Annotated in this window: 19 protein-coding genes and 1 riboswitch; of the genes, 10 read left to right on the plus strand and 9 right to left on the minus strand. The window is 68.4% G+C overall.

The features are described from left to right. Positions 1-122 precede the first annotated feature (122 nt). A complete protein-coding gene (locus M2352_RS12145) occupies positions 123-1430 on the plus strand; it encodes a pentapeptide repeat-containing protein (RefSeq protein WP_264664745.1) in 1308 nt (435 codons plus the stop codon). Between the two features lie 85 nt (positions 1431-1515). Then, positions 1516-3624, plus strand: coding sequence for a YjbH domain-containing protein (locus M2352_RS12150; RefSeq protein ID WP_264664746.1), 2109 nt, complete (start codon positions 1516-1518; stop codon positions 3622-3624). A 32-nt stretch (positions 3625-3656) separates the two neighbouring features. Here M2352_RS12150 and M2352_RS12155 read toward each other — a convergent pair whose 3' ends face one another. Next, positions 3657-4790, minus strand: a complete 1134-nt coding sequence (locus tag M2352_RS12155) for an ISAs1 family transposase (protein WP_264665349.1) — start codon at positions 4788-4790, stop codon at positions 3657-3659. Between the two features lie 132 nt (positions 4791-4922). Further along, positions 4923-5036: riboswitch (TPP riboswitch) on the plus strand. On the opposite strand from M2352_RS12155, the gene M2352_RS12160 reads away from it, so the two are divergent. The 3 genes from M2352_RS12160 (at position 5029) to M2352_RS12170 (ending at position 7498) form a co-directional block, all read left to right on the plus strand. Beyond that, positions 5029-5787: an ABC transporter ATP-binding protein gene (locus M2352_RS12160; RefSeq protein ID WP_264664747.1), complete on the plus strand. Its 759-nt coding sequence runs from the start codon at positions 5029-5031 to the stop codon at positions 5785-5787. Its footprint overlaps the riboswitch before it by 8 nt. After that, complete coding sequence (locus tag M2352_RS12165; RefSeq protein WP_264664748.1) at positions 5784-6554, plus strand: ABC transporter permease; 771 nt, start codon at positions 5784-5786, stop codon at positions 6552-6554. Before M2352_RS12160 ends, M2352_RS12165 begins: the two co-directional genes overlap by 4 nt. Next, entirely contained in the window at positions 6551-7498 is a 948-nt protein-coding gene (locus M2352_RS12170) for an ABC transporter substrate-binding protein (RefSeq protein ID WP_264664749.1), read from the plus strand. The genes M2352_RS12165 and M2352_RS12170 overlap by 4 nt, the downstream gene beginning before the upstream one ends. 64 nt (positions 7499-7562) lie before the next feature. Here the strand turns inward: M2352_RS12170 and M2352_RS12175 are convergent, their stop codons facing one another. Continuing rightward, positions 7563-8579, minus strand: a complete 1017-nt coding sequence (locus M2352_RS12175) for a hypothetical protein (RefSeq protein WP_264664750.1) — start codon at positions 8577-8579, stop codon at positions 7563-7565. Between the two features lie 237 nt (positions 8580-8816). On the opposite strand from M2352_RS12175, the gene M2352_RS12180 reads away from it, so the two are divergent. Beyond that, complete coding sequence (locus M2352_RS12180) at positions 8817-9641, plus strand: universal stress protein (RefSeq protein WP_264664751.1); 825 nt, start codon at positions 8817-8819, stop codon at positions 9639-9641. Between the two features lie 6 nt (positions 9642-9647). On the opposite strand, the gene M2352_RS12185 is transcribed toward M2352_RS12180, so the two are convergent. The 5 genes from M2352_RS12185 to M2352_RS12205 form a co-directional block, all read right to left on the minus strand. Beyond that, complete coding sequence (locus tag M2352_RS12185) at positions 9648-10361, minus strand: EcsC family protein (protein ID WP_264664752.1); 714 nt, start codon at positions 10359-10361, stop codon at positions 9648-9650. A gap of 133 nt (positions 10362-10494) precedes the next feature. After that, positions 10495-11940 (minus strand): sodium:proton antiporter, encoded by a 1446-nt coding sequence (locus tag M2352_RS12190; protein WP_264664753.1) that lies wholly within the window; start codon positions 11938-11940, stop codon positions 10495-10497. A 142-nt stretch (positions 11941-12082) separates the two neighbouring features. Beyond that, complete coding sequence (locus tag M2352_RS12195; protein WP_319802033.1) at positions 12083-12469, minus strand: dihydroneopterin aldolase; 387 nt, start codon at positions 12467-12469, stop codon at positions 12083-12085. 86 nt (positions 12470-12555) lie between these two features. Beyond that, a complete protein-coding gene (locus M2352_RS12200; protein WP_406567269.1) occupies positions 12556-13596 on the minus strand; it encodes a site-specific DNA-methyltransferase in 1041 nt (346 codons plus the stop codon). A 149-nt stretch (positions 13597-13745) separates the two neighbouring features. After that, on the minus strand, positions 13746-14372 hold the full coding sequence (locus M2352_RS12205; RefSeq protein WP_264665351.1) for a ribonuclease HII: 627 nt from the start codon (positions 14370-14372) through the stop codon (positions 13746-13748). A 163-nt stretch (positions 14373-14535) separates the two neighbouring features. Here M2352_RS12205 and M2352_RS12210 point away from each other — a divergent pair, with 163 nt between their 5' ends. The 4 genes from M2352_RS12210 to M2352_RS12225 all read left to right on the plus strand — a co-directional run bounded on the left by M2352_RS12210 (position 14536) and on the right by M2352_RS12225 (position 17592). Then, a complete protein-coding gene (locus M2352_RS12210; protein WP_264664755.1) occupies positions 14536-15678 on the plus strand; it encodes an NAD(P)/FAD-dependent oxidoreductase in 1143 nt (380 codons plus the stop codon). Between the two features lie 34 nt (positions 15679-15712). Beyond that, on the plus strand, positions 15713-16177 hold the full coding sequence (locus tag M2352_RS12215) for a hypothetical protein (protein WP_264664756.1): 465 nt from the start codon (positions 15713-15715) through the stop codon (positions 16175-16177). Between the two features lie 167 nt (positions 16178-16344). Then, the gene (locus M2352_RS12220; RefSeq protein ID WP_264664757.1) at positions 16345-17019 is read left to right on the plus strand and encodes an OmpW/AlkL family protein; all 675 of its coding nucleotides are present in this window, start codon (positions 16345-16347) and stop codon (positions 17017-17019) included. A 138-nt stretch (positions 17020-17157) separates the two neighbouring features. Continuing rightward, positions 17158-17592, plus strand: a complete 435-nt coding sequence (locus M2352_RS12225) for a CBS domain-containing protein (protein ID WP_264664758.1) — start codon at positions 17158-17160, stop codon at positions 17590-17592. Positions 17593-17661: 69 nt separating this feature from the next. Here the strand turns inward: M2352_RS12225 and M2352_RS12230 are convergent, their stop codons facing one another. Further along, entirely contained in the window at positions 17662-18306 is a 645-nt protein-coding gene (locus M2352_RS12230) for a response regulator (protein ID WP_264664759.1), read from the minus strand. 306 nt (positions 18307-18612) lie between these two features. Beyond that, the gene (locus tag M2352_RS12235) at positions 18613-20403 is read right to left on the minus strand and encodes an acyl-CoA dehydrogenase C-terminal domain-containing protein (protein ID WP_264664760.1); all 1791 of its coding nucleotides are present in this window, start codon (positions 20401-20403) and stop codon (positions 18613-18615) included. Position 20404: the final 1 nt, after the last annotated feature.

Genomic DNA, 20404 nt, shown 5'->3' on the forward strand with positions numbered 1-20404 from the left:
CAACAAAAGACTGCGCGTTTTCTACCCCCTTCGCGGAGGATCCGTTTAGCCTTCGGTAAGGAATGCTGTCAGAGAATTGCGCTACGCACTCCTTGCGTCCACAACCATACAGACGTGCTTCCGTGCAAACGCCGTCCGCCGTCCAGCCCCGTCCGCCCGCTCCCGTCCCCCCCGACCAACTGGCCGAGGTGCTGGAACGGCACGTGCGCTGGGTGAAGGGGCTGCCGGGCGGCATGCGCGCCGATCTGGTGATGGCGGACCTGGAGGGGGCGGATCTGGCCCACCGCGACCTGCGGTCGGCCCGCATGACCGGGGCGCGGCTGGTGAAATGCCGGCTGCACGCCACCAATCTGGCCGGCGCCGATCTGTTCGGGGTCAACCTGAACAACGCCGACATCAGCAACGCCAACCTGTCCCAAAGCGACCTGCGCGGCGCCCGGCTGCGGGCGGCCAATTTCACCGAGGCCATCCTGCGCGGCGCCGACCTGTCCAGCGGCACCCCCGCCGGGCCGAAGCGCCGCAACAGCGTGCTGGAATCCCCGGAGCGGGAGGCGGCCCAGCGCCAGCTCCGCACCTCGGTCCTGGTCCAGGCGTCGCAGGGGCTGGCCATGGGCGAACCGTCGGTGCCCACCGACATGACCGGCGCCATCCTGCGCCAGGCGGAATTGTCCGACGCCGACCTGTCCAACGGCATCCTGCAGAACGCCGACCTGCGTCTGGCGGTCCTGGTCAACACCTGCTTTGCCGGGGCTCGGCTGAACGGCGCCATACTGGCCGGCGCCCGGCTGACCGGGGCGGTGTTCCGCGACGCCGAACTGGTGGGCGTGGGGTTGGCCGACTGCGACCTGTCCCAGGCGGATTTCTCCGGCGCCCTGATGGCCCGGCCCATCGACGCCATGGGGTCGGAGATCCAGCGCGCCATCTTCGACCATGAACGCTGGATCGACAGCATGGGCCAGCGCGGCCAGCGGGCGGAGCTGGACGGCATCGATCTCAGCCGCGCCAACCTGCGCGGGGTCAACCTGTCCGCCGCCAGCCTGCGGGGTGCCAACCTGTCGGGGGCGTCGCTGGCCGGTGCGCGGCTGATCATGGCCGACCTGTCGGGGGCCGACCTGTCGCGGGCCAACCTGATGGGGGCCGACCTGTCGGGGGCCAACCTGTCCTATGCCCGGCTGGCCGACGCCGACCTGACCGGCGTGCGGCTGAACGCGGCGGAGATCAAGGATCCCAACGGGCGGTCCACGGGCCGGTCCTGGGCCTCGAACCTGATGGGGGCCGATCTGACCCGCGCGCTGCTGACCGGGGCCAATCTGGTGCAGGCCAATCTGGCCGACGCCATCCTGCTGGGCACGGTGCTGGACGGCGCCAACCTGACCGGCGCCCGGCTGCAACGCGGGCAGGTCACCTTCAGCGGCATCCGCCGGCGTTAGGCCGGCCCGCATCCCACCTCTTTTCGGTTGCATTCGTATGCTGTAAGGATGGGTCTGGTGTGTGTTCCGGCCCCGGTCATCCTTCATGGCGATGCGCCGTCTTCCCCTCCTTCTTCTTCCGATGGCCGTGCTGGCGGTGTGTCCAGCGTCGGCGCAGCCGCTGACGCCCACCCTGTCCGACTGGGGCGGCACCGGGCTGCTGGAATCGCCCAGCGCCCGCATGCTGCCCGCCGGCACCGTCACCGCCGGGTTCGCCCGGCAGCGGTACGGAACGCAGCACCTGACCTTCGGGGTTCAGCCCCTGCCCTGGCTGGAGGTGGTGGCCCGCTCCACCCTGTCGCCCAGCCTGTTCGGGCTGAACGAACCGGGCCTGGATGTGAAATTGCGCCTGTGGGACGAGGGGGAATGGTGGCCGGCGCTCGCCATCGGTGCGCGGGACGTCAGCGGCATCGGCTATGACCTGCGGGAACGGGGGCGGCTGGCGTCGGAATATCTGGTGGCGACACGGCGCTGGTGGGATCTGGATCTGACGGCGGGCCTGGGATGGGGCCGGCTGGGCGAAGGGCCGGGCATCGCCAATCCCCTGCCCGGCCGGCTGCGGCGGGACCGCCCGCTGCAGGGGCCCGGCAGCCGCGGCCCGCCCGGCTGGTTCACCGGACGCCGCATCGGTCTGTTCGCCGGGGTGGAATGGCGCACGCCGCTGGACGGGGTGTCGCTCAAACTCGACCTGCCCGGCAGCCGCTTCGCCTATGAACGCAGCGTCGATCCCACCTACCCCGCCGGGCCGCCGTGGGGCGTGGCGGTGGCGTGGAAGCCGGCGGGCTGGGCCGACCTGTCGCTGGGGTGGCAGCAGGGCTATGCCGGGGTGCGCCTGTCGCTCACCCCCGGTCCGGCGGATCTGGCGGAGGAGGGACGCATGCGCACGCCCCCGCCCCTGTCCTGGCCGGTGCCCCGCGCCCCCGCGGCCATGCCCCGCGACGACCTGCTGGCGGTGGCCGAAGCCGAAGGGCTGCCGGCCCGCGCCGCGGTTCTGGACGACGCCCACGCGGTGCTGTGGCTGGACCCGGCGGGCCAGGACGGCCCCGCCGCCCGCCCGGTGGGCCGCGCCGCCCGGCTGCTGGCGGAGGCCGCCGCGCCGGGGGTGGACTCCCTGACCGTGGTCACCGGATCGGGCGGGCTGACCGGTGCATCCTACAGCCTGCCCCGCGCCCAGGTGGAGCGGGCCATGGCCCGCCGCGGCAGCCCCGAGGAGATTGCCCGGACCACCGGGGTGACCGGCACCCCGCCGGTTCCGCCCGCGTCCTGGTCGTGGCGGATCATGCCGGTGCTGACCATCACCTCCGACCAGAGCCTGTTCGAAGCCGGCGTACCCTATGCCGGGCGCACGGTGACCGAAGCCGGGATGACGGCGGAGCCGGTGCGCGGGGTAGTCCTCGACGCCACCGCCCGCATCACGCCCGCGTCCACGCTGGGGGCTCTCGACCTCAGCGCCCTGCCGGTGGAACGGCCCGTGCGCAGCGACGTGGCGCTCTACGACGCGGTGCCGGTGCGTGCCGGGCGGCTGATGCTGTCGTGGCTGTCCACCCCTGCGGACGGCTGGCACGCCCGCCTGTCCGCCGGCTGGATGGAGGAGATGTTCGCCGGCGCCGGGGCCGAGGCGCTGTGGAAACCGGTTCAGGCCCGGTGGGCCATCGGCCTGGACCTGAACCGCGTGTGGAAACGCGAGCCCGCCGCCGGGCTGGCGGTGCAGCGGGGCAGCGGCCGCATCACCGGGCATCTGGCCGCGTATCTGGAGTCCGGCGACGGCATGAGCACCGCCACCCTGCGCGCCGGGCGCTATCTGGGCCGCGACCGGGGCGCCACGCTGGACCTGTCGCACCGCTTCGACAACGGGATTGCGGTGGGGGCCCATGTCACCTGGACCGACGGGCCGCACACCGGCGGCAACGCGCTGGCCGCCGCTTACGGCCTGTCGGAGGGACGCATCGACCATGGGCTGCGGCTGACGGTTCCGCTGGGCGCCATGGGGCTGGGCATGGCCGACGGCCTGGCGGCGGGCGGCGCCGCCGTCACCACCCGCAGCATCGGACGCGATGCCGGCCAGCGCCTGGAGCTGCCGTGGACGCTGCACGGGCGGGTGAACGCCGCCGGTTTCGGCCCCGTGGCGGGAAGCTGGGGGCGGCTGATGGATTAGGCGGGCAGCCCCAGGGGAATCGGGTGAAGGGTTTATGAGGTGATGAGACTGGCCAGGAAGTCGTCGTCCCAAGCAGCGAGCTTCCGGCGGATGCGCAGGGAGTCCTTGCCCGGTGCTCTTCGGAGCAGGTTATGGGCCATGTGCTTGATGGTGGTGAAGTTGGCGGGGGCGTGCTCGGTACGGATGCGGCATTCGTCGTCACGGAAGATCATGTCCATGACCCAGTGCAGGCTGTTTTCCACCGCCCAATGGCTGCGAATGATCGGCCCCAGTTGGGCAGCCAGGAGCACCAGGGAAGCGATGTAGAAGCGGGTTTCGACCTCGGATTTGTCGCCGATGTCGCGCCGGCTTTCGACCATGACGACGCTGTTCAGCCCCGGCCAATTGTGGCGCTCCTGTAGCCAGGCGACGTCGTGAATGACCGTGGTGGTGCGCGTTTCGATGCGGCCATGGTCGCCGTCAACCGTCTGGTGCCGGCTGATCGTGGTGTCCGGGAAGCCGCGCTCTTTCTGTTCGATCACGAACAGTTCGACGTCCTCGCGCAGGCTGCCCTGGTTGCCCTTGAGAGCCAGAAGGTAGTCGGCCTTCTTGGCAAGGATAGCCGTGGCGATGCCGCGCTGGCAGCCCATCGCGTCGATGGTGACGATGGCACCTTCGATGCTCAGCATTTCCAGCAGCTTGGGAATGGCGACGATCTCGTTCGCCTTCGCGGCGACCTGGACCTGCCCGAGCACCAGCCGTTGCCGGGCGGCGAAGGCGGAAACCATGTGGATGGCCCCCTTGCCGGCGCTCTTGTGGTGCGACCGCCGCACCGTCTTGCCGTCGATGGCGATGACCTCGGCGGGGGCGCCGGTCAGGGCGGCAACCCAGGCGACGAAGCAGCGCTGGAAGTGCTCGGCGACCAGCGTGGCGAAGATGTCGCCCAGTTGGTCATGCGACGGAGTTCCGTGGGCAAAGGCCCGGAACCGCTGCAAAAACGCCAGCTTCTTAGTCCCAAAGCGGGCGATCTCGACAAAGCTCTCCGCTCCCGCCAACACCGCCAGCAGACACAGCAACAGCACCTCGTCCAACGGGTAGATCACCTTACCGCGTTGCCGAGGGTCCGGCAGCGCACGAAAATGATCCAGAAAAACAATCGTCTCACCCAGCGCCCCGGTCGCGTCCATCATGCCCGCCAGTGTCGATGCCAAGGCACGGCATCGATTCAGAACTCCGACCCGTTGTCACGCACTCCTTCACCCGATTGCCCTGGGCAGACCCCCTTGCCGTTCCCGGCCCGCCGCGCCATAGTCTCTGCCTCAATCACTGGGGGGAGCCGGCTGGCGGCTGAGAGGTCTCCGCACCCCTGCGGAGGCGACCCCTGGAACCTGATCCGGTTCATACCGGCGTAGGGATCAGTGAGCCATGCATGATGTCCTGCGGGCTGGGCCGTCGGTCCCGGCCCCCCTCGGCCTATCCATCGCCCGGGCACGGCTGACCCGCGGCGGCGCCCGCCTGTTCGACGGGCTGGGCCTGAGCCTGGAGCCGGCGGCCATCACCAGCCTGCTGGGGCCGAGCGGGGTGGGAAAGACCACGCTGCTGCGGCTGCTGGCCGGGCTCGACACCCCCGAACCGCCCACCGCCATCGAAACCTCCGACGGCACCCCGCTGGCCGGACGGGTGGCCTATATGGCGCAGCAGGATCTGCTGCTGCCGTGGCTGGCGCTGCTGGACAACGTGACGCTGGGCGCCCGGCTGCGGGGAGAGGCGCTGACCGCCACCGTCCGCAGCCGCGCCCGCGGGCTGCTGGCCGCCGTCGGGCTGGCGGGGCGGGAGCGGGACCGGCCCGCGGCCCTGTCGGGCGGCGAGCGGCAGCGGGTGGCGCTGGCCCGCACGCTGATGGAGGACCGGCCCGTGGTGCTGATGGACGAGCCGTTCTCGGCGCTCGACGCCATCACCCGCCTGCGGCTTCAGGATCTGGCCGGCACCATGCTGGCCGGACGCACCGTCCTTCTTGTCACGCACGACCCGCTGGAGGCGTTGCGCCTGTCCCACCGGGTCCATGTGATGAGCGGGCGCCCCGCCGCCATCGGCCCGGCGCTGGAACCGCCCGGCCCCCCGCCCCGCGATCCCGCCACGGTGATGGCTCTGCACGCCGAGGTGCTGCGGAGGCTGGCGGCATGATCCGCATCATCCGCGGGGCCGTCACCGCCGCCGTGCTGCTGGCGCTGTGGCAGGGGGTGGTGTGGCTGACCGACGTTCCCCGCTTCATCCTGCCCGGCCCCGGACGGGTGGCCGAGGCCCTGTGGACCCAGGCCCCGCTGCTGGCCCATCACGCCCTGTGGACGCTGGCCGAAATCGTGGCCGGGCTGGGGCTGGGGGTGGCGCTGGGGGGGGCGTCGGCGCTGCTGCTGTCGGGGTTCCGCCCGGCACGGCGCTGGCTGCTGCCGCTGCTGGTGGTCAGCCAGGCCATCCCGGTGTTTGCCCTGGCGCCGCTGTTGGTGCTGTGGCTGGGGTACGGCATGGCGTCGAAGATCGCCATGGCGACGCTGATCATCTATTTCCCCGTCACCACCGCCCTGTTCGACGGGCTGCGGCGCACCGATCCCGGCTGGGTCGATCTGGCCCGCACCATGGGTGCGGCCCCCGCCGCCGTTCTGTGGCGGGTGCGGCTGCCGGCGGCGCTGCCGGCGCTGGCGTCCGGCGTGCGGGTGGCGGCGGCGGTGGCCCCCATCGGTGCGGTGATCGGCGAATGGGTGGGGTCGTCGGCGGGGCTGGGATACCTGATGCTGCACGCCAACGCCCGCATGCAGACCGACGTGATGTTCGCCGCCCTGACAATTCTGGCGGTGTTCGCCATCGCCCTTTACGCCGGGGTGGACGCGCTGCTGCGCCGTGCCCTGCCCTGGCAGCCCGATGAAGCAACCCTCAACGAGGAACCCACACGATGAAGCATGTGATGGCCGCGGTGGTGCTGGCCGCCGGTCTGTGCGCGGCGGTGCCCGCGGCGGCGGCGGACAAGCTGACGCTGATCCTGGACTGGTTCGTCAACCCCGACCATGCCCCGCTGGTGGTGGCCAAGGAGCTTGGCTTCTTCACCGACGAAGGGCTCGACGTGGAACTGGTGGCCCCCGCCGATCCCAACGACCCGCCCAAGCTGGTGGCCGCCGGCCAAGCCGACGTGGCGGTCAGCTACCAGCCGCAGCTTCAGGTGCAGGTGGGCCAGGGGCTGCCGCTGGTGCGCATCGCCACGCTGGTGTCCACGCCGCTGAACTCCGTCGTCGTCCTGGCCGACGGGCCGGTCAAGAGCGTGAAGGATCTGAAGGGCCGCAAGGTCGGCTTCTCGGTCGGCGGGTTCGAGGATGCCGTGCTGGGCGCCATGCTGGAAAAGAACGGCCTGTCGCTGAAGGACGTGTCGCTGGTCAACGTGAACTTCAGCCTGTCGCCGTCGATCCTGTCGGGTCAGGTGGACGCGGTGATCGGCGCCTTCCGCAATTTCGAACTGAACCAGATGGCGCTTGAGGAACGCCCCGGCCGCGCCTTCTTCCCCGAGGAAGAGGGGGTGCCGCCCTATGACGAACTGGTCCTGGTCGCCAACAAGGCCAAGCTGGACGATCCCCGCCTGCCGCGGCTGGTGCGGGCGGTGGAGCGTGCATCGCTCTACATCCTGAACCACCAGGAACCGGCCCACGCCGCCTTCGTCAAGGGGCGCCCGGAGCTGAACGACGATCTGAACCGCCGCGCCTGGGCCGACACCCTGCCCCGCTTCGCCAACAACCCGGCAGCACTGGACCCGGCCCGCTACACCCGCTTCGCCGAGTTCCTGAAGGCCCGCGGCCTGACCGGCACGGTGCTGCCGGTGGACGCCTACGCCGTCACCTTGCCGGTGAAGTGAACAGAAAAAGGGCCGGCGATGGGTACCGCCGGCCCTTCTCTTCCCATGATCGGTGCTGCACCCGTCAGGCGCTGATGTTCACCGACGAGGCCGCGGGCGTGGACGACGACGCGGACGAATCCGCCGCCGTCGAGGCCGCTGCCGCGCTGCTGCCGCTGCTCAAGCCGTCCACCGGCACCGACAGGTCCACGTTCAGGTGCATGACCCCCTTGGAATCGGTGGAGGGGGACAGGGTGGCCAATCCCTTCATGCCGCCACCCTTCGACGCCATGTCGGTCAGCTTGCCCAGGATGTTCTTCATCTCGTCCGAGCTGAAGTTCTCCGCACCCCGCACGATGATGCCGGTGGCCTTGGCCGTGGCGGTGGTGGTGGACTGGCCGAACATGGCTTTGGTCATGTCGCCGTTGGCGCCGAACACGGCGGATGCGCTCTGCTCATCCTTGCGGAAGTCGAGCGTGGACTTGGCGAAGGAGATCGACACCTCGCGGTCGCCGTCCTTGATCTTCAGCTCGATGCCGCGGGATTCGATGGTCCACTGCGACCGGGCCGTCTGCATATCGACGGCCATGTTGCTGAAGTCCATGTTCGCCATCTTGGAGTTCATGGCGTCGTCGAAGCTGCCCATGGCGTCCTTGACCTTGTCGTCGGACATGCCGAGGCCGCTGAGCATGGAGCCCAGATCGCTCTTGAACGAACTGACCGCCTTGTTCAGCAAGCTGGCCACCTGCTTGCCCTGGTCCGCCGCCGCCTGCATGTAGCGCTGCGCGTCCGTCGCCCGCTTCAGCCCCGCGTTGGCCGACGAGGACGACGGCGCCGAGGACGAGCCGCCGCCCGAGGAATCGGTGGCGGTGCCGCTGTCGTCCTGGGTCTTGGCCGGCGCCTTGCCCGACATGGCGTCGAGCAGGGATTCCATGGACTGGCTGATGGTGTAGGCCGGGCTGGACGATGCCGGCGTAGCCGCGGACGTGGTTGCCGCGGCCTTGGCATCCGCAGCCTTGGCGTCCGTGGTCTTCTTGGTGACCGGCGTCGCCACGGTGCTGGCGCTGCTGCCGGGTCCGGTAACTTGCGTGCTGTAATACATGACACACCCTACAGGCCGCGTGATTGCCCCCGGTGCATAGTATTTCGTTCGCACCGTTTACGGTAGATTAAAATAGCATCGCATCACAACGCATAGTGTACATCACCTGTCGTCATCGTGATTCCTTACCAATAAAAGAATCTCCCTATGACGGAAGCGGCGTTGCGATCACCGGGCGGCGGCGTTACCTAAGGGCATGGCTCCGCAAGGGCCGCCCCACGAGACAGAGCGGGTTCCATGCCGATCAAGACCATTCTGCTTCACATGGCCAACGATGAACGCCACGACGTGCGGCTGCGTGTCGCGGTGTCGCTGGCCGCCCGTTTCGGTGCCTTCGTCGATGTGCTGTACATTGCGACTCCGGTGCACATGCCGGCGGCGGTGACGGGGCGGGGGGCATCGTACGGGTTCCTGGCCGAAGCGACGGCCATCGCCCATGAGAAGGCCGGGCAGATCGAGCATGAGGTGCGGCAGGCGCTGAAGGACTGCTCCTATTCCTGGACGGTGGACGAGGGGGACCATGTGGAGCTGCTGGCCGCCCGCGCCGCCTTCGCCGACCTTGCCATCATCACCCAGAGCCACGCCGGCCACCTGGAGGACCGGGTGCTGCTGCACGTGCCCGACCGGCTGCCGCTGCAATCCCCCTGCCCCGCCCTGGTCCTGCCTTACGGGGGCATGCCGGAGGACGAGTTCGGGCGCAACATCGTCATCGCGTGGAAGAACACGCGCGAGGCCGGGGCCGCGGTGCGCGCCGCCCTTCCCTTCCTGGCCGCCGCGGGCAAGGTGACGGTGCTGACCATCGACCCGCCCGGCCATACCGGCGACAGCGGGCGCAACATCATGATCTATCTGGAACGCCATGGCATCCGCACCCACCACCAGTCGGTCATCCAGCAGGGCGGCGATGTGGGCGCCACCATCCTGGAGTGCACCCGCACGCTGGGGGCCGACATGCTGGTGATGGGCGCCTATGGTCATTCACGCCTGCGCGAACTGGTTCTGGGCGGCGCCACCCGCACCATTCTGGGCGAAGCCACGGTGCCGGTGCTGATGGCCCATTAGGGCCCCCTAGCCGGGAGCGGCGGGGGCACCAAGGGCGGGTGCAAGATGGGCGCCGCCATGGGCGGCGGGGCCGCCTGAGAGCAGCGCCTTGGCCGCGCGCCCGGCCTGCCGGGTGGACACGGCGCTCAAGCCCCCGCTGATGAGGCCGCCGACGACGGGCAGGAATTTCGTCATGGTGACCACCCCGCCCGCCCCCGCCTTGGTGGAAAGGCGGGCGGCGATGCGCCGGTTGATCTGAGCAAGGACGGGATCGGACACTCCGGCGACCAGCCTGCCGGTCAGCCGGCTCCCCACCCGCACGCCCGCCGAACGCACCACCTCCGCCGCCGCCCCGCCCAACAGGCAGAGCTGCGCCAGGGTCTTCACCCGGTGCGACGGCAGATCCCAGCCGTACAGCAGCGCCACCACCGCCACCGTGCGAAGCTGAAGATAGGTCGCCACCGTCAGCCCGGCGGGAATGGTCACCGCGCCGAACACCAGACCGGGCAACCCCAGCAGAAAGCCGCTCCCCGCCGCCTTGGCGGTTTGCCACGCGATGAAATGATCCACGCTTTCGTCGGGGGTCCGCCCGCTTTTGCGGTATTCCGCAGAAAGCTGGTAGCAGGATTTTTCGGGGTTCCAGGCGCTGTCGGCGTTGACGATGCCGGCCCAGATCTTATCGACCACCTGAACAGCCAGCCCCGGTTTTTCATGGGTTGAATAGCCGCTGGTAATTGCCATTCGAATACCTTGGAATTCAAAATAATAAAACCACTCCCTTCTTGAAAAGAGAGCACAGAGACTCATTCGAAATCCACAAAAACAAAACGGCCCCAAACGGGGCCGTTTTGCACACACTCGAATTCTTGTTCTGTCAGATAAAGAACACCAGCGTCACCACGGCGAACGACGGCACCAGCAGGGCGCACGACCACAGCATGTAACCGAAGAAGCTGGGCATGGCGACCCCGCGCTCCTCGGCGATGGCCTTGACCATGAAGTTGGGGGCGTTGCCGATGTAGGTGTTGGCGCCCATGAACACCGCCCCGGCGGAAATGGCCGTCAGCGTCACCGCAAGCTCGCCCATCAGGTGCGCCGCATCGCCCCCGGCGGTGTTGAAGAAGATCAGATAGGTGGGTGCGTTGTCGAGGAAGCTGGACAGGATGCCGGCAGCCCAGAAATAGGCGGCGGGCACCGGCTGCCCGTCGTGGTTCACCGCGGCGATCACCGCCCCCAGCGCCCCGTCGGTGCCGGCCTTCAGAATGGCGATGGCGGGAATGATGGTCAGGAAGATGGCGGCGAACAGCTTCGCCACCTCCACCATCGGCCCCCAGGAAAAACCGTTGAGCGCCCGGCTCCGGGCACTGGTCAGGCGCAGCGACGCGGCGGTGATGGCGATCAGCAGGCCCTGGCTGACCAGGCTTTCCAGCGGCACCGCCACCCCGAACACCGGCAGGGCCACGCCGGGATGCCACACGCCGCTCAGCAGCACCGCCCCCACCACCGCCCCCAGCAGCAGCAGGTTGACGCCGCCCTCGATGCCGATGGGTTCGGCAACCCCGTCGGTTCTGGCCGGCGGCGGCTCGTCACGGGCATAGAGCACCAGATCCATCACCAGATAGGCCGCCAGCAGCATCCCCGACACCAGCAGCATCGGTTTCAGCAGGTGCTCGGCGGGCCAGAAGAAGCCGACCCCCTTCAGGAAGCCCAGGAACAGCGGCGGGTCGCCCAGCGGCGTCAGCGACCCGCCGATGTTGGCGACCAGGAAGATGAAGAAGACCACCGTATGGACCTTGTACCGCCGGTGGGCGTTGGCGCGCAGCAGCGGGCGGATCAGCAGCATGGCCGCCCCGGTGGTGCCCATCACGCTGGCCAGCGCCGTACCCAGCGCCAGACCGGCGGTGTTGGCCACGGGCGTGCCCACCAGCGCCCCCTTCAGCCTCACCCCCCCGGCGACGGTGAACAGGGCCGTCAGCAGGACGATGAAGGGGATGTATTCCAGCAGCGCCACGTGCAGCACCTCGTACACCGCCAGCGCGGGGCCGAAGGTGACGGCGAAGGGCACCAGAAAGGCCAGCGCCCATCCGGCGGCGATCTTCCCGAAATGGTGGTGCCAGAGGCTGGGAGCGGCCAGCGGCATGACGGCGATGGAGAGCAGCATTCCCACGAACGGCACCACCCACAGCGGCCCCATCAGCCGCCCGTCCAGCAGCGGCTCGGCTTCCGACGCCCAGGCCAGGGCGGGCAGCAACAGGGCGGCGGCGCCGCCGGCCAGCCCCGCCGCACGGCGGAGCGTTCGGGAGAACGGGGTTACGTCCATCGTGGGGGGTCTTCTTTGTTCCGTGTGGGGGCGCAGTATGCGTTCGCAGGCAAAGGATGCCAAGCCTGAACGCGGCACAGATCCATGCCGTCCACGGAACGGGACGGGGCCCGGCTTTCAGCCCCCCGGCGGGCCGGCGCCCTTATCCCCGCCGGCGCTCGAACTCCACGCCGGCAATGGCGTCGGGGAAGATGTCCAGCTTTTCCACCCGCACCCGCACCCACCGGACCCGCGGGTCGGCCAGACAGCCGGCGGCGGTGCGCTCGGCCAGGGTTTCCAGCAGCATGATATGGCCGGATGCCAGAACGGCGTGCAGTGCGGCGATGGCGTCCGCCGCGGTGACCGCCGGGGCCTGCGGATCGGTTTCCAGCTCCAGCCCCACGCGGATGCGCTGCTGGCGCCCCTGTTCGTGGTCATAGATCCCGATGCCCGCCATCAGCACCAGATCCCGTACCACCACGCGCGTGGGCGTGGACGGCATGGCGCCGGCTTCGAACGGGAGGGACGCGGGAGCGTGGAGCGTGGTCATGGATTACCCGTTAACACGCCCGTCCCCACCCTGCCAAGCGGCGCAACCCTGCCAGAACCGCATACCGGGGAAGTCAGGTGCCCCCCTCACATCTTCTCCGACCGGATCTGTTCGCGCAGCACGTCGATGGGCAGAAGCTCGCCGCCCTTCTCGAAATGCCAGAAGGTCCAGCCGTTGCAGGCCGGCAGCCCGGTCATGGACGCGCCCACCTTGTGGATCGACCCGGCATGGCGGCCCAGATGGTTTTCCCCCGACAGGGTGCCGTCGGCACGCACGCGGGCGGCCACGCGGCGGCGGTGGTCCATCAGCAGCGTGCCGGGGTTCAGCAGGCCGCGTTCCACCACGGTGCCGAACGGCACGCGCGGGGCCTGGCGCTTGCTGGCCGGGGTGTCGATCACCTCGGCGTCGTCCATCTCCTGCACCTGATCGATGCGGGCCTGGGCGGCGCGGGCATAGGTCTCGTCACGTTCCAGCCCGATCCACTTGCGGCCCAGACGCTTGGCGACGGCCCCGGTGGTGCCGCTGCCGAAGAACGGGTCCAGCACCACGTCGCCGCGGCGGGTGGACGACATGATCACCCGGTACAGCAGCGATTCCGGCTTCTGCGTCGGGTGGGTCTTGCGGCCCTGCTCGTCGCGCAGCCGTTCCGGGCCGGAACAGATGGGCAGCAGCCAGTCCGAGCGCATCTGAAGATCCTCGTTCAGGTTCTTCATGGCGTCGTAATTGAAACGGTAACGGGCGTCCTTGTCGCGGGAGCACCAGATCAGCGTTTCATGGGCGTTGGCGAACCGGGTGCCGCGGAAATTGGGCATGGGGTTGGTCTTGCGCCACACGATGTCGTTCAGAATCCACATCCCGAGATTCTGGATGGTGGCGCCGACGCGGAAGATGTTGTGGTAGCTGCCGATGACCCACAGCGTGCCGTGGGGCTTCAGCAGACGGCGGGCCGCCGACAGCCACTCCTGCGTGAATCGGTCGTATTCCTCAAAGTCGTGGAACTTGTCCCAATCGTCGTCCACGCCGTCGACTCGGGTGTGGTTCGGGCGCAGCAACTCCCCGCCAAGCTGGAGGTTGTAGGGGGGGTCGGCAAAGATCATATCGACCGACTCAGGTTCCATGGAGTTCATCATCTCCACGCAGTCCCCAACCCGAATCTGGTTCACATCCACCATAGCCCCCACCTGTTTTTGCAGCGCGAATCACCCCCCGACAATGAATCCCGCCCGAGTCGGCGTCAATGGTTTTATTCGTAGCCTTGTGGAAAGAGTCAGGAGAGTCAGGTGGTTAGCCCCAGAACCTCCCGCACCGGACTAAAGCTTGTGCGGTGATGGGGGGTAGCCCCCAACCGCTTGAGTGCCTCGCGGTGCGACGCGGTGGGATAACCGGCGTTGCGATCCCACCCGTAACCCGGAAATTGGTTATGCAATTGCCGCATGACAGAATCTCGGTCCACTTTGGCGATGATCGAGGCCGCGGCTATGGACAAGCTGCGTGAATCCCCCTTCACCACCGCGGTGCCCGGACAGGGCAGGTCGGGCAGGATCTTGCCATCAACCAGCGCGTGTGTCGGCACCACGCCGGCCAGGGCCAGACCGTCGAAGGCGCGGCGCATGGCGACCAGGGTGGCACGCAGGATGTTGAGATCGTCGATCTCCTCCACGCTGGCCTCGGCGATGGCATAGGCCAGGGCGTGGCGGCGGATCTCCGGGGCCAGCCGGTCGCGCGCGGCCTCCGACAGCGCCTTGCTGTCGCGGATGGCCAGGGCCAGGCCGTCGGGCAAGACGGCGGGCAGGACCACGGCGGCGGCGGTGACGGGACCGGCCAACGGGCCGCGCCCCACCTCGTCGATGCCGCAGACGACGGCGCCGGGGCCGCAAGCGGCCTCCAGCGACAAATCGGCGATGGCGGCGGGTGTCACGGCAACGGTGGTGCGGGGCTTGCGGGGCGGCATGGCGGCGTCGGGTCCGGCGGTTGAAGGAAAAACAGCCGGCAGAGTATGCGCCCCTTGTGCCCGGTGCCAGGGGGCTGCACTCTGCCTGCCCCATACGGAACATGAGAGGTGCGTGATGGAACGGGTGGATGTGCTGGTGGTGGGCGGCGGCATGGCCGGCGCCTCGGCGGCGTACGAACTGGCGGCCACCCATCGCGTGGTGGTGCTGGAGCGTGAGGCGCAGCCCGGCTATCACACCACCGGCCGCTCCGCCGCCCTCTACACACAAACCTACGGTCCGCCCACGGTGCGGGCGCTGACGGTGGCGAGCTGGGATTTCTACACCCGCCCGCCCGCCGGCTTTGCCGACGCGCCCCTGCTCACTCCCCGCGGCGTGCTGCTGGTCGGGCGCACGGATCAGGAGGCGGAACTGCGGCAGGCGCTGGACGAGGGGCGGCGCTTCACCCCCGCCATCCGCCGGCTGGACGCGGCGGGCGCCCTGACCCGCGCGCCCGTCCTGCGCGCCGATTACGTGGCCGGTGCCGTGGACGAGCCGGACGCCATGGACATCGACGTCCACGGGCTGCTGCAGGGATATCTGCGGGGGCTGAAGGCGCGGGGCGGGCGGCTGGTCACCGATGCCGAGGTCACCGCCATCGCCCGCGCCGATGGGCTGTGGCGGGTGGACAGCCCCGCCGGGCGCTTCGCCGCCCCGGTGCTGGTGAACGCCGCCGGGGCGTGGTGCGACGTGGTGGCGGGGCTGGCCGGCATCGCCCCCATCGGTCTGGTGCCCAAGCGGCGCACCGCCGTGCTGGTGGACCCGGTGACCGATTCCCCCGCGGTGTCCCAAGGGGTGAACGGCTGGCCCATGGTGATCGACGTGGCCGACACCTTCTACGCCAAGCCCGACGCCGGGCGCGTCATGCTGTCCCCTGCCGACGAGACCCCCATGGAGCCGTGCGACGTGCAGCCCGACGAGATGGACATCGCCGTCGCCGTGGACCGGGTGGAACGGGCCACCCGCCTGACCGTGCGCCGGATCGCCCATTCCTGGGCCGGCCTGCGCAGCTTCGTCGCCGACAAGGTGCCGGTGGCCGGGTTCGACGATCAGGCCGAGGGGTTCTTCTGGCTGGCGGGTCAGGGCGGCTATGGCATCCAGACCGCCCCGGCCATGGGGCGCTGCGTGGCGGCGCTGGTGACCGGCGGCATCCTGCCCGCCGACGTGGCGGCGCTGGGTGTGACGCCGGGGGATCTTTCACCGGCCCGCTTGCGTTCCTAAATACTAAGACTGACTTTCATTGGGGAGATTCGTCATGGTCCGCCCCTTCCTTCGTCCTGCCCTGGCCGCCGCGGCCCTGCTGGCGCTGGGGGCTTGCGCCAACCCGCAGGCCGACAGCGCCGCCGCCGCCCGCAACCTGCTGGTCGGGATGCCGAAACAGACGTTGCTGTCGTGCGCCGGGGTTCCCGACCGTCAGACCAGCGTGGACACCCGCGACTTCTTCACCTACCGCAGCCAGCGGCTGGTCAGCACCCCCGACCTGTCCGTCGGAACCGGCTATTGGGGGCCGGGGTGGGGATGGGGAATGGGGGCGCCGCTCTATGGCCAGGACGTCCGTACCTATGATTGCGACGCCACCTTCACCCTGCACAACGGACGGGTGGAACGGCTCGTGTATGGCGGGGGCGGCAACCTGGACCAGTGCTACGCCATCGTGCGCAACTGCCTGGCCGCCATCCCGCCCCAGCCGGGTGTCACCCGCCCGCCACAGGCTCCCTGACCCCCTGCCCCAGCGTCAGTATCTGCGACAAGACGCCACTGTGGCTTTGCAGCCGCAGTATGACGGTTTTGCTGTGCTCCCCCGGTGTCAGTCTGGTGCCGGGGAAAAACACCTGCTAAGAGAAGGGGAATAACAGCAACCAATCCTGATCCCTCGGGAGCATACACATGACCGTCCTGAAGCGCGCCGCCGCCGCCCTGCTGGCGACCACCGCCATCGCCGCCTTTGCCTCCACCGCTTCCGCCCAGGAATTCAAGGGCAAGCAGGCCGGCGACATCATCGTCCGCGCCCGCGCCCTGGCCGTGATGCCGCAGGAAAAGGCCGATGTGAACATCGCCGCCACCGGCGCCAAGCTGGGCACCGCGTCGGTTGACAACGCCTACATCCCCGAAGTGGACCTGTCCTACTTCATCACCAACAACATCGCGCTTGAGCTGATCGCCGGCACCTCGCGCCACACCGTCAACGCTGACACCGCGCTGGGCCACGTCAACGTCGGCAAGGTGTCGCTGCTGCCCCCGACCCTGACCGCGCAGTACCACTTCCTGCCCACCTCGCGCGTCAGCCCGTACGTCGGCGCCGGCATCAACTGGACCCTGTTCTACCGCGAAGACGCCGCCGGCGGCGTGGTGACCAGCACCGACTACAAGAACCGCTTCGGCTGGGCTCTGCAGGCCGGCACCGACGTGTTCCTGACCGACAAGATCCTCCTGAACTTCGACGTCAAGAAGATCTTCCTGAAGACCGACCTGACCGCCAACACCAGCCTGGGCATCCCGCTGAAGTCCAAGGTCACGCTGGATCCGTGGCTGGTCGGCGTGGGCATCGGCTACAAGTTCTAATGCTCTGACGGCTTCGCCGTTCGGAAAGGGCCGGCCCCCTCGAAAGAGGGGCCGGCCCTCTCCTTTTGCGCCCTTTGCATGGAACCGGCCCCGTGGAAACCTGATTGAAAGTGTAAAATTCCGGGAGGGTTTTTGCCCATGCATGTGTCCGCCGTTTTGAAGCGCAAGGGCCGCGACGTGGTGACGGTCCACCCCACCCACAGCATCGCCGCCGTGGCCGAGGTGCTGTCACGGCACCGCATCGGGACCGTTCTGGTGGTGGATGATCTGGGCCACCCGGCCGGCGTCGTGTCGGAACGCGACATCGTGCGCCTGATCGCCACCGAAGGCCCGGCAGCGCTCGACCGCCGGACGGGGGACGTGATGACCCACCCGGTGGTGACCTGCGCCCCGTCCGACACCATGTCCGAAGTGATGGCGGTGATGACCGAACGGCACATCCGTCACCTGCCGGTGATGGACGGCGGCGCGCTGGTGGGCATGGTCAGCATCGGCGACGCGGTGAAGGCACGCCTGGACGACGCCGAACTGGAGGTGGACAGCATGCGCACCTTCGTGGCTGGCGTGCGGTAGGAGAGGCACCGGCCACAAACGAAAAGCGCGCCGACTCCGGCGCGCTTTTTTCTGTTTGTGAGCGGCCTTTTACGCCGATGTGGACTGGGGGAAGGCCATGGCCGCCTGGGTGCGGTTGCGCACGCCCAGCGACTTGAAGATCGCCGTCATGTGGATCTTCACCGTGCCTTCGGACAGGCCCAGTTCGTGGGCAATCTGCTTGTTCGACTTGCCTTCACGCAGGCGTTCCAGCACCTCGCGCTGGCGCTGGGTCAGAAGCTGCTCCAGGGCCGGGTCGGCGGGCGGCACCGCGGGGCGCGGCTCGGCAACCTCGCCCGGTTCACGCAGCACCGTGGGCGGCACATAGACACCGCCGGAGAAGATGAGGTCCAGCGCGCTCAGCATGATCTTCACGCTGCTCGATTTCGGAATATAGCCGGCGGCCCCGTGTTCCAGCGCATCGCGCACGTCGGAGTGCGCCTCCGACGCCGAGACCACCACCACCTTGGCGCCCGGCTGCTTTTCCCGCAGCATCTGAATCCCCGAGAACCCCGGCCACCCCGGCATCCGCAGGTCGGTCAGCACCAGATCGAACGTGGCATCCCCGTCGCACATGACCAGCAACTCGTCGAAGCTGCTGGCTTCGAGGAATTCGCTGCCTTCCTTGAGTTGCTCAAGGAGTCTCCGCAGACCCTCACGGAACAGGACGTGGTCGTCACCGATCAGGATCTTCATCGCTCATTCCCCCGTATGCTTGTACTGAAGCGGCTGCTCAACCGGCGGCTGACCTGATTTTGCTTCGCGTACGCAGCATATGACTAAGACTAAATGCAGAATAGACATTATATCTTGTGTATTCCGATCTGAGACATATCACGATCCGGTGTCAGCCCTCAACCCGATTTCGCCCCTGGTCACCTGTCCTATCTCCGCCATGCTTTTGCCATATAGGACATACGTCGATTCGTTCAAGAGAAACGGCCCCGCGGCAAGAGCCGGGGACCGTTTCTTCATGGGTACATCAAAGTTGTGCCGAAACCTTTAGAACGCCTCAACCTCCATATCCATCAATGGCTTAGCGCCGGACATGATGGTCAGGAACAGGGTGTTCGTCTGCGGCAGCAGCTTGGCGGTGAAGAACGCCGCCGTCTTGAGCTTGGCGTTGAGGAAGGTAACGTCCCCTTCGCCCGCCGCCAATTTTTCCGACGCGGCCTTGGCCATGCGCAGCCACATCCAGCCCAAAGCCACCAGACCGAACAGCCGAAGGTAGTCGGTGGCCGCCGCCCCGGCTTCCTCCGGGTCTTTCAGACCCTTTTGCGCGATCAGTGCCGTGGCCTGTTGCAACTTTCCGAACGCCTTGGCCAGCGGCCCGGCCAGTTCGGCCAGCGAATCATCATCCAGGGCCGCGGTCAGTTCGGCCTGCACCGGGTGGAAGAACCGGCGCAGCAGACGGCCCATGTCCTGGCCCATCTTGCGGCCCACCAGATCCAGGGCCTGGATGCCGTTGGTGCCCTCGTAGATCTGGGTGATGCGGGCATCGCGGACGTACTGCTCCACCCCGGTTTCCCAGATGAAGCCGTGGCCGCCGTGGACCTGCACCGCGATGTTCGCCACGTCGAATCCGATGTCGGTCATCAGCGCCTTGACGATGGGCGTCATCAACTGGACGAACTCGTCGGCCTCGGCGCGGACCTTGGGATCGGCGTGCTTCTCGGCCACGTCGAGCTGGTAACCGACCAAGGCCGCCAGCGCGCGGGAACCTTCGATGTACGCCTTGCCGGTCAGCAGGTTGCGGCGTACGTCGGGGTGGACGATGATGGGGTCCGCCGGCTTGTCGGGGAACTTCGTCCCCTTCAGCGAGCGGCCCTGGAGCCGTTCCTTGGCGTAGGCGACGGCGTTCTGGTACGCCACCTCGCCCAGCCCCAGCCCCTGGATCCCCACCGCCAGACGGGCGGCGTTCATCATCACGAACATGGCGCGCATGCCCTTGTGCGCCTCGCCCACCAGCCAGCCGGTGGCGTCATCGAAGTTCATGACGCAGGTGCTGGACGCCTTGATGCCCATCTTGTGCTCGATGGAGCCGCAGGCGACACCGTTGCGCTTGCCCGGCGTGCCGTCGTCGTTGGGCAGGAACTTGGGCACCAGGAACAGGCTGATGCCCTTGGTGCCGGCGGGCGCGTCGGGCAGACGGGCCAGCACCAGATGCAGGATGTTCTCGGTCAGGTCGTGCTCGCCGGCGGAGATGAAGATCTTCGTGCCGGTGATGCGGTGGCTGCCGTCGTCCGCCGGCACCGCCTTGGTGCGGATGATGCCCAGATCGGTGCCGGAGTGCGGTTCGGTCAGGCACATGGTGCCCGACCAGGTGCCCTCCACCAGCTTGGGCAGGAAACGGGCCTTCAACTCGTCCGACCCGTACAGCGACAGGGCGTTGTACGCCCCCAGCGACAGGCCGGGGTACATGCCGAAGCTGAGGTTGGCGGAGCAGACGAACTCCTCCAGCAGCGTGTTGACCAGCTTGGGCAGCCCCTGCCCGCCATACGCCGGCTCGCACGACAGCCCGATCCACCCGCCCTCGGCGTATTGGTTGTAGGCTTCCTTGAAGCCCTTGGGCGTGCGGACCACGCCGTTTTCGTAATGGCAGCCCTCGGCGTCGCCGGACTGGTTGAGGGGGAACAGCACCTCCTCGCACAGCTTGGCGCCCTCGGTCAGCACCTGGTCGATCAGGTCGGGGGTGGCGTCCTCGTAGCCCGGCAGAGCCGACAGGGAGTCCTTGCCCACGATGGTGTCGAGGACGAAACGCACGTCCTCCAGCGGAGCCTTGTAGATCGGCATC

The sequence above is a fragment of the Azospirillum fermentarium genome (genome assembly GCF_025961205.1).
Classification (GTDB): Bacteria; Pseudomonadota; Alphaproteobacteria; order Azospirillales; family Azospirillaceae; genus Azospirillum; species Azospirillum fermentarium.